This is a genomic window from Sphingobium yanoikuyae (genome assembly GCF_034424525.1).
Classification (GTDB): Bacteria; Pseudomonadota; Alphaproteobacteria; order Sphingomonadales; family Sphingomonadaceae; genus Sphingobium; species Sphingobium yanoikuyae.
Genome location: NZ_CP139979.1, coordinates 5,098,169 through 5,110,834, shown reverse-complemented (window position 1 = coordinate 5,110,834; position 12,666 = coordinate 5,098,169). Strand labels below are relative to the sequence as shown.

Genomic DNA, 12,666 nt, shown 5'->3' with positions numbered 1-12,666 from the left:
CTTTTTATGTTGTTCAGATCTTGGTGATGGTGAAGTTGCGGACCTGGAGATGGCTCTGCGTCGTGCGCAGGCCGAAATGACCGCTGCGATAGGGATCGGGATCGTCGAGCGTGAACAGGGTCGCCCCGTCCCGCTCGACCGCGATATGAGAGTCGTTGGCGATCAGGCCGATCGAAAACCACTGATTGGGCACCAGCATCGCCGCCTTGTCGGTGCGGTCATGTTCCGGCAGCAGCGGGCGATGGCCCGGCTCCCCCACATAGCGGCGCATCCGCGTGGTGCTGTTGCGGTTACCGCCAATGCCGACATAATAGGTGCGGAGGCTGTCATACTCCTCGAACGTGCCGCTGCGGGTGCGGCCAAGCGCCGATCCGCCGGGCGCCGCCGGGTCGCGCGCCATCCAGAAAGCGTTGACGTCGCTGACCTCGTCATAGGGGCCGCCGTCCGACACGGCGCGCACATCATAGCGGATTGCGACCGGGCCGCTTAGTTGCTTGCGGAACCAGAGCGTCAGCCCCTTGGGCGCGACGATGTCGAGTAGGCCATCCTGCGCGGTCACGCGCGCATCGCCCACCGCCTCCAGCTGCCATTGTTTGAGGCCATGGCGGAAATCGTCGCGCCAGAGCGGCTTGCGGCCAGCAGCGTTCAAGGGGCCGGCGATCGGCGCCAGGGCCAGCGATGCAAGGAGGGTGCGGCGAGAGAACATGGCGACCTGTCCCGCTTGATCTTGAAAAAATGATGCTGCGGGTCGGGCATGTCCCGACCCGCAGCCTGTCTCATGACCTGGGGGAGGCCAGGCCATGAGCGCCAATCAGAGCTTGAAGCGGATACCGCCATAGACGCGGCGGCCGACCGTCTCGATGATGGTGCGGCGTTCGACGCTGTTGGCATTTTCCTTGCGCGTCGCGTCGAGCAGGTTGACGCCTTCCAGGAACATCGAGATGCCCGGCATCAGCGTGACGTTGAGCGACGCATCGAGCTGGCCATAGGCTTCGCCAAACTCGGGATTATTGCCGCGGCCCTGCGCCGTGATCAGATATTTGGACCGCCAGTTATAGGCGCCCCGCAGGCTGACGACGTCATCCTCATAATAGGCCGAGATATTGTAGGCATGGCGCGACAGGCCCTGGAAGGGCAGGGAATCGCCGGTGAAATAATCCTTCCCTTCATAGCCGCTATCCTTGGAATAGGTATAGTTGGCGACCACGCCCATTTGCTTCAGCACCGGCACGTCGATGAAGTCGAACGCGATCTGCGCGCCGGCTTCCACGCCGTTGATCGTCACCTTCTGCGTGCCGTTGGTGGGCACGGTGATGGTGTAGGTCACGCCGCTGGCATCGGTATAGGGCTCGGTCGTGTTCTGGATGAACGAGCTGATTTCCTTGCGGAAATAGGTGACCGACGCGAAGCTGGTGCGGTTGATATAATATTCCAGGCCCGCATCATATTGGCGGGCGCGGAACGGCTGCAGATCCGGATTGCCGCGCGAACCCGACAGGCCAACCACGTCGATGGTGAAGCGCGGTGCCAGCTGCTGCGGCAGCGGACGGGCCATCACTTCGGTCGCGGTCGCACGCGCCATCAGCTTGTTGGGGATGAGTTCCGCCTTCATGTTGATCGAAGGCAGGAATTCGGTGCTGTTGCTGTCATAGGATACGGGCGAGATCACGCCACCGGTGCTGAGATAGCCCGAGGTATTGACCTTGGTATTGACGACGCGCGCGCCGATCACGCCGCTGACGGGCACGGCCCCGACATCGAAGGCAAAGCTGGCCTGGCCATATCCGGCCAGGTTGCGTTCGCCGACCTTCCAGGTGTCGGTATAGACCTGGCAGGTGCCGTCGGCATTGGCCGGGCAGCCGCCTTCCGCGAACGGATCGGGAATGCCTACCGCATCGGCCACGCCCTGGGTCATGTTGAGCCAGCCGCTATAATCGCCGGTGAAGCCCAGATTGCCGGTGTGGAAGAAGGGCGAGGTGCCGAGCGCCGCATTGCCGCTGACGATGCTGTCGATCTGTGCCTGCACCGCCGGATCGCTGAAGCCATTGAGCGTCGTAGTGCGGGTGTAGAAGCGGCTCTTGACCGTCAGGTCGCGATACTGGCCACCGATCTTGAACGAGGTGAACAGGCCACCATCGGTCTTGTACTCGGCGTCCAGCTTGGCCATTTTCTCGGTCTGGTCGTCATAGCGCGGACGGCGCAGCACGGTCAGCTGGTTGATGCCGGCCGTGGTGGTCGGATCATTGGGCAGGATGATGTTCGGCGCATTCTGGCCGTTGCTATAGTCGACGATCAGGCTGGACATGCCGGTGACGGCCGCGGTCGCATTGATCTCGTTATTATAAGCCTTGGCCTTGGACAGCGAGATTTTCGGCGTCAGCGTCAGGTTGCCGGTCGTCCAGTCAGCGCCCAGCGCGACATTATAGGTGGTGCGCTTGATGTCGCCCAGAATGTTGCGATAGGACACGCCCAGCTGGCTGGTCTGCGCCTTCGACGTATTGTTGGTCATCACCAGATATTCGACCGTATTGTCCGGGCCGATGATGGTGTTTTCCGTGTCGACGATGCCGCCGCTGGTGCCGGTCTGCAGATATTGCGAGGTCACCGACTGGATCGACTTGGTCCAGTTGCTTTCGACATAGGCCTTGAAATCGTCGCTCGGGCGCCATTCCAGGATGCCGTTCAGCGCATAGCGGCGGGTTTCCAGGCGGTTGATGACATAGCGCGGAATGTCGGGGAAGAAATCGCCAACGCCGTCATTGTTGAGGTCATAGGCCTGCATGCCGGCCGTATTGGGATCGCTGTCCAGCTGGACCCAGCCGGTGGTGCGCGCCTGATGGCTTTCGACATTGCGGTTCTCGAACGTGCCCGACACCAGCACGCCGATCGTGCCATTGGCGAAGGTGTCGCTGCCGATCAGCGCCAGGCGCGGGTCCATATGGTCGCCGATATCGGCATAGATGGCCTGGGCGGAACCGGCCAGATATGGCTTGCCGCCATTGTCGAACGGCCGGCGGGTGATGACGCGCACGGTGCCGCCGACGCCGCCTTCGGTCATGTCGGCGGTGGCCGACTTCACCACTTCCAGGCGGTTGACGAATTCGGAGGGCAGATCGCGGAAATCGACGTCGCGGCCGCCGCCCACGGTGGTGGACAGGGCGGTGACGCCGTTGATCTCGACGCGGTTCAGTGACGGATCGGCGCCGCGGATGGTGATGCCGGAGCCTTCACCGTCGGAACGGGTCAGCTGGACGCCGGTCACGCGCTGCAGCGCTTCACCGACATTTTTGTCCGGGAACTTGCCGATATCCTCGGCCGAAATGGCGTCCAGCACCTGGGCTGCATTGCGCTTGGCGTTGAGCGCGCCCTGAAGGCTGGAACGGATACCGGTGACGACGATATCCTCGCTGCTCGCTTCGGGCGCCTGCTGGGGCTGTTCGGGCTGCTGCTGGTCTTGTGCCGCGGCCGGCATGGCGCCCAGCAGGACGGCGGCGACGGCCGACGTCGACAACAAGGCGCGATAATTGGAAAACCTCACTTAAACATCCTCCCTATGCGTGCCCCCCCGTTTGGGCACGGGTTTGAGGTCGATCGCGACCAGACCCCGCCGCGACAACCCTTTGATATCCCATATATTGGGTATTCATATCTATATATGGACACGCGAGGATGGCGCCGCCTTTGCGACGAAACGAGCCATATCATCGATGAATGACATGATAACGAAACAGGGTTCCACGATATGGAACCTTGTCAAGGCAATGGCTTGATGGAGGACGGCTGTGGCGACAGCGGGATTCGCGCCGGCAGCGCAACATGCCCCCGCCGCCGGAGCAGCGGGAAGCCAGGCATGATAATGGCGAAGACCTGTCACCTTCGCCGTCAATCTTGCGGTGCGGACTAGCCCGCCAAGCCCTTGATATCCGCGGTCAGATCCAGCACCTGCGCCGCCTCGAAACTGGCGACCGGATAGGCGCAGTAATCGGCGGCATAATAGGCGCTGGGGCGGTGGTTGCCCGATGCCCCCAGACCGCCGAACGGCATCGCCCCGCTGGCGCCGGTGGTCGGCCGGTTGCGGTTGACCACGCCCGCGCGGCTTTCCAGCAGGAACCGGTCCCACAAGGCATCGTCGGCAGAGACGAGGCCCGCCGCCAGCCCATAGCGGGTCGCATTGGCGGCCGCGATCGCCGCGTCGAAATCGGCGACGCGGATCACCTGCAGCAGTGGCGCGAAAATCTCCTCGTCGGGCGCATTCACCCCGGTCATGTCGATCATGCCCGGCGTCAGGAAAGCCGCGCCGAGGTCCGCCGGCTGTTCCAGCGGCAACAATTCAGTTCCGCCCAGCGTCAGCAGCGCAGTATGGCGCGCCCTGGCATGAGCCGCCGCCTCAGCGGAAATCAGCGCGCCCATATAGGGTTCGGGCTGGCTGTCCCAGGCGCCGATCGTCAGCCGCCGGGCCAGCGCCACGGTCGCGTCGAGGATCGCGTCGCCCGCCGCGCCCTGCGGCAGGATCAACCGGCGCGCGCAGGAACAGCGCTGGCCTGCGGTGATGAAGGCCGACTGGACGATGATCGAGGCGACCGCCTGCGCATCGCCGTCCCAGGCGACCAGCGGATTATTGCCGCCCAGTTCCAGCGCCAGGATCACGCCCGGCCGATCCGCCATGACGCGAGTGAAATGCGCGCCCGCGCCCGCCGATCCGGTGAACAGCAGGCCGTCGATATCCTGGGCGATCAATGCCGCGCCGGTGTCCCGCCCACCCTGCAACAGGGTGAAGACGCCATCGGGCAGGCCCGCGTCGCGAAACGCCTGCGCCATCAATTCGCCCACCAGCGGGGTCAGTTCCGACGGCTTGAAGATAACCACATCGCCCGCCAGCAGCGCCGGCACGATATGGCCGTTGGGCAGATGGCCGGGGAAATTATAGGGGCCGAGCACCGCCATCACGCCATGCGGCTTGTGGCGCAGCACCGCCCGGCCGAACGGGGTCGCCTGCTCGCGCGATCCGGCGCGTTCGGCCTGCGCCGCGATCGAGATGTCGACCTTGCCGATCATCGAGGCGATTTCGGTCTTCGCCTCCCATAGCGGCTTGCCGGTCTCGCGCGCGATCGCGCTGGCAAAGGCGTCGCTGCGGTCCGACAGCATCGCCTTGTATCGGCGCACATGATCCTCGCGTTCGGATTGCGGCAACGCAGCCCAGGCCGGAAAGGCAGCGCGGGCGCGCACCACTGCCGCCGCGCAGGTCGCGGCATCGGCCGCCTCCCCTTCCCACAGGAGCGTGTCGCTGGCCGGGTCGATCGAACGGAAAATCATATGGCCTCCAGAAAGCGGGACAAGGATAGCGCACCCTTTTCCAGCCTCCTAGCGCCTTGCGGGCGCGACGGGATAATGAATCCCGCCGCGCCCTTCATGCCGATCCGGAATAAGCGGTGCCTATTCCAGATAGGCGGTGCGCAGCGCGGCAATGTCCACCGGCGTCAGGCCGATTTCCTGGGCCAGATAGGCATCGACCGAACCCCATTTCTGGTCGATTTCGGCGAAGGCATAGGTCAGGAAGGGCGTGCCGTCCGGCAGCACCAGCGGATTGGCCTTGGCCATCGCTCCGCCCTTCTGCATCTGTGCGAACATGCCGGCGATCGGGCTGCTCTGCGCGACGGCATCGCTCATCGGCGGCACTTCATATTGCGGGCGGCGCGACGGCGTCGAGAGCACATAGTCGCGATAGATGACATCGCGCGGCACGCCGAGCGCCGACAGGATCATCGCGCTGACAAAGCCGGTGCGGTCCTGCCCGGCCGAGCAATTGTACAGCAGCGGCCCGTCCTTCGACAGCAGGCGGGCAAAGACGATACGCAACTGCGGCTTCAACTGGGTCGCCATGCCGCGATAAGTGCCGGCATAGGCTTCGGCCTGCTTGGCCATGTCCATATTCTTGGGGTCGAACTTCATGCCCTGCATCATTGCGGCCATCGAATAGCCGACAGCATTATAGGCAATGCCGTCCAGCTTGGTCGGCGCGAACAGCCGTTCCTCGTCGGAGCGCAGGTCGACCAGATTGGCGACGCCCAGCGCCTTCACCTGCGCCACGTCGGCCGGGGTCAGCATCGCCTGCCCACCCGAGCGGTAGATCCGGCCCCAGCGGACATGCTTGCCGCCAGCCGCCGGATAGCCGCCCAGATCCCGGAAATTGGAGGATTGCTCCATCACCAGCACACGCTCGGCCACGCGCGTCACCGCGCCGCTCTTGCTGTCGCGCAGCAGGAAATAGGGGCGGGTGCCCGGCGCCACCTGTACCTCCCGCACGCCGTCCTTGTCCCCGGCCGCCACCAGCGTAGCATTGGCAATGGGGGCATCGGGGCGATCGGCCTGCAACAGATCGACCGGATCGGCATCGCTCCAGCGGATCGCCAGCTTGTCGGACGCCACCCGTTCCACCACCGGATCGGCGATGGTGCCGGCGAAGGCTGCGACTGACATCGTCAGGGGCAGCGCCACCAGCGCGGCGCGGATCATCATCTTGCGCATAATCTTTCCTCTCTCCCTCTATTTTAGAAGCGGACCGTGGCTTCCAGGCCATAGGTGCGCGGTTCGTTGAAAATGCCCATTTGCAGCGACGAGGAGCCGGTCTGGAAGAAGGTGTGCTGTTCGTTGAACAGGTTGCGCGACCAGGCCGAAATCTGGAGCTTGGCGTCGCCCTTGAGCGTGATGTCGGCGAGCGACAGGCGGGCATTCACCAGGAAGGAAGAGTCGGTCAGCGCCGCGTCGCTGGACTGGGAATGATAGCCATCGCCGCCATTGGCATCGACATGGGCGCGCAGCGTCGCCCAGTCGAGCGGCAGGCTATAGTCGATCGCGCCGCTGAAGGCGTTCTTGGGCGTGTAGACCACGAACACGGTTTGCAGCGCATTGCCGGCAAAGGGATTGGCCGCCTGTGCCAGATCGCCCTTGGTATAGGCATAGGCCGCCGTCAGCGTCAGCCCCTCGACCGGCATCACCACCAGATCTGCCTCGAAGCCCTTGATCGTGCCATGGCCATCGACATTGACGGTCTCGATCGTGGTGCGGGTCGGGCCGCCCGGCACTTCGGACAGCACCGCGTTGAAGTCGATCTGCTGATTCTTGTAGATCGTCTTGTAGGCCGCCAGGTTCAGCCGGACATGACGGTCGAGAAATTCGCCCTTGAAGCCGATTTCGGAGGTTTCGACCTCCTCGGGTTTATAGGCGCGATAGGTGACGGAGCGGGAGTTGGCGCCGCCGGCGCGATAGGCGGTCCCCCATTTGCCATAAAGATGGATATTGTCGGTCGCGTCGAACGCCAGAGTGAGGGTCGGGTCGATCCGGCTGCTGGAAATGTCGAAGCGGAAATCCTTGTCGACGCCATTGACCTTGAACAGGTCGCCGCTCTTCTTGTCACGGGTATAGCGCGCGCCGCCGGTCAGGTGCAGTGCATCGTCCAGGATCGCCGGGGTCCAGGTCGCCTGGCCATAGAGGGCGAAGCTGTCTGCCTTGGCGTCGCTGGCACGGTCGGGATAGGGCGTGACCTGGCCGGCTTCCAGCGTCGGCAGGCGGGTCGGCGCGTCAGCCGCAGTTGCCCCCCACTGCATGGTATAGGGCGCCCAGGCCCAATCCTCGCCCTTTTCATGATAATAATAGGCGCCGGCGACGAAATCGATGCGCGAGGTCGAACCGACCAACTGCACTTCCTGACTGAACTGGTTCTGGTCGAGGCCCGCCAGACTGTAACGCGCGAACTTGGCATAGGGCGCAAAGGCGCCCTGATGCGCGCCGCCATTGTCATATTGGCTCTGGCTCAGCTCACGATAGGAGGTGATGGAGCGCAGGTTGATGCCATCGGCGACCTGCCAGTCCATATGCAGCGCATGGCCATGGGTCTTGCCGATGCTCTTCTGGATCGGCACGCCGATATCCGCGGTCCTGGCCCGATCGGGCTGAACCTCGACCATGTCCGCGACCGGAAGACGATCCGACTTGCCCAGCATCTGGAAATAATAGGGCGTGCTGGCGTCATAGGAGGTGTCGAAATCATATTGGGCGGAGAAGCGGCTGCTCGGTTCCCACAGGATCGCGCCGTGCATGCCGCGCTGGTCGAGCTGGTTATAATCCTCCTCGCCCGCCATCGGATTGTCGGTGGTGCCGCCGCGCTTGGTGACGAGCGCGTCCAGCTTGACGCTGACATTGGCGAAGCTGGGCAGGTCGAGATGGGTTTCGACCTTGTAGCCGTCATAATTCATGACGCCCATGGTCTGGCTCAGGTGAAACTCGCCGCTCGGCTTCCTGCTGACGATGCTGAGCGCGCCGCCGGTCGAGTTGCGGCCGAACAACGTGCCCTGCGGCCCCTTCAGCACCTCGATCCGTTCGATGTCGAACAAAGCCGTGCCCAGCCCCTGCGACCGGCCGAGATAGACGCCGTCAATATAGATGCCGACGCCCGCGTCGCGGCTGGGCTGGTTGGCGTCGAACGGCACGATGCCGCGAATGCCGACGGTCAGCGCGGAATTGCGCGAGGCGAAGGGGGCGATGCGCAGCGAGGGCACCGCGCCGTCGCCCAGATCCTTCAGGCTCACCACGCTGCGCGCCTTGAGGTCGTCGCTGCCCAGCACCGAAATGGCGATCGGCGTCTTCTGCAGATTGGTCTCGGTCTTCTGTGCGGTGACGACAATCGAGCCAAGGCCGGCATCTCCTTCGTCAAGCGGCGCGTCCTCCGCATGGGCCTGAGCCACGAAGCCCGCCCCCATCAGCATGGTGCTGGCCAGAATGAGTGCGCGACGGCGCAGGACAGACGAACATTTCATGATGCGTATCCCCCGAATGATGTTGAATTCGGAGGGGCAGTTAGAACGTCTGTATGCAGTCGCAGTTACATATGCATCTCAGTTTGATGACAGGAACAGCGGCAATATGACAGCGGCGAGACACGGATATCGCCCCGACGCAGCCTTTGCCAGTTCGGCGGGATATGGCATAAAGGACGCTATGGCGACGGCTGAAAATTCGGAAAAAACCTCGGAAATCGGTGCGATGGAGCGGCTTATTGAAGCCGTTCTCGACATATGGGAACGTGATGGCGCGAGCGGCACATCGGCCCGCGCGATCAGCCGCCTGGCCCAGACCCCCGTATCCGGAATCTATCATCACTTCGGATCACTGGAACAGTTGTTTCTTTCCGCACATGAGCAGGCCCAACGCGAGTCGGAACGCTGGTGCGCGGCGCGGCTGGCGGAGCTGGAGGGGGGCGTGCCCATGTCGCGTGACGCCTTCGCGCCCTTGCTCGCCGCGCTGATCGACCAATGGTGCGAGGAGGAACGCCGGCTGGCTTTCGCCTGGCGCGAATGCCAGCTGATCGCCGCGCGTGAGGATCGCTATGTGCCGGTCTGCGAACGCTGGGCAGCGATGTGGCGCAGTTTCTGGGAAGAGGTCTGCACCCGCTGCGGACATGGGGGGCATGGCGCCCATACCGCCTATCTGTTCGATGGCGAAGCGACGCTGCATTTGATGCGCTGGCGCCGACCGGTCGACCGCGCCGCGCTGGACGACATGTGCGCGGGCTGGAACGACTGGCTGTGCGGGCGTCCGGTGCGTGCCGGCCATTGGCGTCAGTTCGCCCGCGAACAGGCCGACCTTGCCCTGCCCGAACAGACGATCAGCAGCGGCACGATGGAACAGATTGCCGAGGCGGCGGCCGATGTGCTGGCGCAGGAGGGCATGGCGGCCCTGACCCATCGCGCCGTCGCCGCGCGGGCGGGCCTGACGCTGGGCGTCGTTTCCTATAATTTCCGGTCCAGCGCCGAGCTGGTCCGCGCGGCGTTCGAGATGATCTATCGCAAGGCGGTGGAATCGGGCGGCGGCACCGTGCCGGAGGCAGTGACATTGACCGACGAGCAGTTGCTCGCGCGCTATTCTAATCCGCCGCCCCGCAACGACCGCATACTGCCGGCGATCGACGAACTGATGCTGGCCGCCGCGCGCGACGGCGACCTGCGCGATTTCGCACCCCAGTTGCGCTATCGGCGCGGCCGTACCAGTGGCGGTCTGCTCCGCGCGATCCTGGGCCGGGATGTCGCGCCGCTGGAGGCCGCGCTCTTTTCCGGCGTCATATCGGGCCATCGCAAGACCTGTTTCGGCCTGACGCCGGCCGAAGCCGCCAGAGCCGGCGCACAGGCCATGCTGGACCTGCGCACGATGGTGCGCGCCGCTGCGGACGCGGCTCAGTCGGAAAGCGCCTGAGCCCGCGCCGCCAATATATCCTCCAGATGGTTGACCGGATCGCCGGCAACCACCCCGCCCTCGACCGGCATGGCGATGCCGGTGATCTGGCGCGCGCGGTCGCTGGCCAGAAACAGGGCCGCCTGCGCCACGTCGTCCGGTACGCCACGCCGCTTCAAGGGCTGGTTGGAGAGATAGACCGCGTCGATCGCGGCATCGACCCGCGCCGCCCGGTCCGCCTCTGCCCCCTGGGCGCTGAAGGAGGACAGGCTGGTGCGGATATGGCCGGGCACCAGGCAGTTCACGCGGATGCCATGCTGCGCCAGGTCGATCGCCACCGACTTGGAGAATTGGATCAGTCCCGCCTTCGACGCGCGATAGCTCATCATCGCCTGTCCGGCGAGCAGGCCCGCGATCGAGGCGTTGTTGAGGATGACGCCGCCGCCATGATCCTTCATGTGCCGGGCCGCCGCCTGCGTTCCCAGCATCGGCCCCAGCAGATTGACCGCCATCACCCGGTCGAAATCGGCCAGGCTGTCATCCAGGAAATGCGGGAAGGGCGCGCAGCTGATCCCGGCATTGTTGAACAATATGTGCAACCCGTCAAAGGCATCGACCGCGCGCGCGACCATCGCCTGCACCTGCGCCCGGTCGGCGACATCGACGGCCATGAACAGCGCCGATGGCCCGAGCGCGGCCGCCAGCGCGGTGCCGGCCGTCCCATCGCGGTCGGCGATCAGCACCCTCGCCCCTTCGGCGACGAACAATTCCACCGTGGCCCGGCCGATGCCGCCCGCGCCGCCGGTGACGATGGCGACCTTGCCCGCCAGTTCCCCTGCCATGCGCCTCAACCCCGCCGGGTGAAGCGGATCGGCAACCGCTCGATCGACTGGGTCGCGACCGTGGGCAGATAGCGTATCTCCTCGGGCGCGATCGCCAGTTCGATATCGCCGATCCGCCGGACGATCTCGCGCGCGGCGACCTTTATCTCCATCCGCGCGAGCGCGAGGCCGATGCAGCGATGGACGCCGCCGCCAAAGGACAGGTGCCGACCGATATTGGGTCGGTCGAGATCGAAGCGGCGTGGATCGGGGAACACATCCTCCTGATCGTTGGCGGAGGCATACATGAGCAGCAGATGCGCGCCCGCCGGCAGCGTCTTGCCGCCCAGTTCCACTTCGCGCGTGGTCATGCGCGACAGGCCGCGCACCGGTGGTTCGATCCGCAGCAACTCCTCGACAAAACGGTTCATCAACCGGTCGTCGTCCACCGACGCTTGCAACAAGGTGGCAATCTCCGGCCGGGTCGCGAGGATGTAGAAGAGATTGCCGAGCGCGGTCGCCGTCGTCTCATTGCCGGCGATCAGCAGCGCCCGGATCAGCGACACAGCCTCGGCAAAGGTCAACGCCTGCCCCTCGGCATCGCGGGCATGGACCAGGTCGGAAATCATGTCCTCGCGCGGGTCGGCCTCGCGCTCGCGCATCTTGGCGATCAGATAGTGCTGCAGGTCGCAAATCTCGCGCGCATGGCCCAGCATCTGTTCCCGATCCTGCATCCGGCCGATCTGGGCCGTCACCGCGATCGACCAGCGCGCGATGCGGTCCTTCATGTTCCAGTCGAGGCCGAGTTGCTCGCAGATGATCCGCACCGTCAGCGGCACCGCGAAATCCTGCACTGCGTCCGCCTCGCCCCGGTCGGCGACGCTGTCGATCAGGTCGATCACCACCTTCTCGATCCGCGGCTCCAGTTCCTTGACGCGATGGGCGCTGAACGCCTTTTCCATCAGCTTGCGGATGCGGGTGTGATAGGGCGGATCGGACATGATCGCGTCGGGGAAATAGCCGCCGCCGTCTCGCTCCAATATCTCCTGGAACTCCTGCTGGAAGCCCTTGGCCTGCTGCGTGTGATAGCCCTTGTTGACCGAATAGGTGATCGGATCCTGCTGGATCGTGGCAATATCCTCATAGCGAGACACCAGATACATGCCGAGCTTCTCGTCCCAATGGACCGGGTCGAACGACCGCATCGCCGCATAATAAGCGCGCGGCCGCGCCGAGATGATCGGATCGGTCATCGACGCCGTGTCGAGCAGGCTGCGCGCTTCGGGCGCCAGGGTGCCTTGCGTCATTGCTGCGCCACCACGACGCGCAGGCCGTCGAGCGCCGGCGTCAGGCGGATCTGACAGGCGAGGCGGCTGGTGTCGCCGGCGACATCGGACACCATGTCGAGCATCGCATATTCGACATCGTCGGGCGCGCCGGTGCGATCGACCCAGGCCGGATCGACATGGACCAGGCAGGTCGCGCAGGAACAGGCACCACCACAGTCGGCGGCAATGCCGTCGATCCCGTTCGCCTTGGCCAGTTCCATCAGCGACAGGTCGCCCTCCCCGGCAACCGCCTGCTCCACGCCATGCACATCCACAAAGGTGACCCGCACCAT

General features: G+C 64.6%; 9 protein-coding genes. 1 reads left to right on the top strand and 8 read right to left on the bottom strand.

Annotated elements, in window-relative coordinates:
* Positions 1–13 precede the first annotated feature (13 nt).
* The 5 genes from U0025_RS23840 to U0025_RS23820 form a co-directional block, all read right to left on the bottom strand.
* Positions 14–706, bottom strand: coding sequence for a DUF6250 domain-containing protein (locus U0025_RS23840; RefSeq protein WP_004210254.1), 693 nt, complete (start codon positions 704–706; stop codon positions 14–16).
* A gap of 105 nt (positions 707–811) precedes the next feature.
* The gene (locus tag U0025_RS23835) at positions 812–3,538 is read right to left on the bottom strand and encodes a TonB-dependent receptor (RefSeq protein ID WP_004210252.1); all 2,727 of its coding nucleotides are present in this window, start codon (positions 3,536–3,538) and stop codon (positions 812–814) included.
* 362 nt (positions 3,539–3,900) lie between these two features.
* A complete protein-coding gene (astD, locus tag U0025_RS23830; RefSeq protein ID WP_004210250.1) occupies positions 3,901–5,313 on the bottom strand; it encodes a succinylglutamate-semialdehyde dehydrogenase in 1,413 nt (470 codons plus the stop codon).
* A gap of 120 nt (positions 5,314–5,433) precedes the next feature.
* Positions 5,434–6,525 (bottom strand): tyrosine-protein phosphatase, encoded by a 1,092-nt coding sequence (locus U0025_RS23825; RefSeq protein ID WP_004210249.1) that lies wholly within the window; start codon positions 6,523–6,525, stop codon positions 5,434–5,436.
* A gap of 23 nt (positions 6,526–6,548) precedes the next feature.
* A complete protein-coding gene (locus U0025_RS23820; RefSeq protein WP_004210248.1) occupies positions 6,549–8,813 on the bottom strand; it encodes a TonB-dependent receptor in 2,265 nt (754 codons plus the stop codon).
* A gap of 226 nt (positions 8,814–9,039) precedes the next feature.
* On the opposite strand from U0025_RS23820, the gene U0025_RS23815 reads away from it, so the two are divergent.
* Positions 9,040–10,245, top strand: coding sequence for a TetR/AcrR family transcriptional regulator (locus U0025_RS23815; protein ID WP_312312942.1), 1,206 nt, complete (start codon positions 9,040–9,042; stop codon positions 10,243–10,245).
* Here the strand turns inward: U0025_RS23815 and U0025_RS23810 are convergent.
* From U0025_RS23810 to U0025_RS23800, 3 genes are read right to left on the bottom strand one after another with little or no spacing between them, the layout of a single operon-like run.
* Positions 10,227–11,066, bottom strand: a complete 840-nt coding sequence (locus U0025_RS23810; RefSeq protein ID WP_004210245.1) for an SDR family NAD(P)-dependent oxidoreductase — start codon at positions 11,064–11,066, stop codon at positions 10,227–10,229. The genes U0025_RS23815 and U0025_RS23810 overlap by 19 nt on opposite strands.
* Before the next feature lie 5 nt (positions 11,067–11,071).
* Positions 11,072–12,352, bottom strand: coding sequence for a cytochrome P450 (locus U0025_RS23805; protein ID WP_004210244.1), 1,281 nt, complete (start codon positions 12,350–12,352; stop codon positions 11,072–11,074).
* Positions 12,349–12,666, bottom strand: coding sequence for a 2Fe-2S iron-sulfur cluster-binding protein (locus tag U0025_RS23800; RefSeq protein WP_004210242.1), 318 nt, complete (start codon positions 12,664–12,666; stop codon positions 12,349–12,351). The genes U0025_RS23805 and U0025_RS23800 overlap by 4 nt, the downstream gene beginning before the upstream one ends.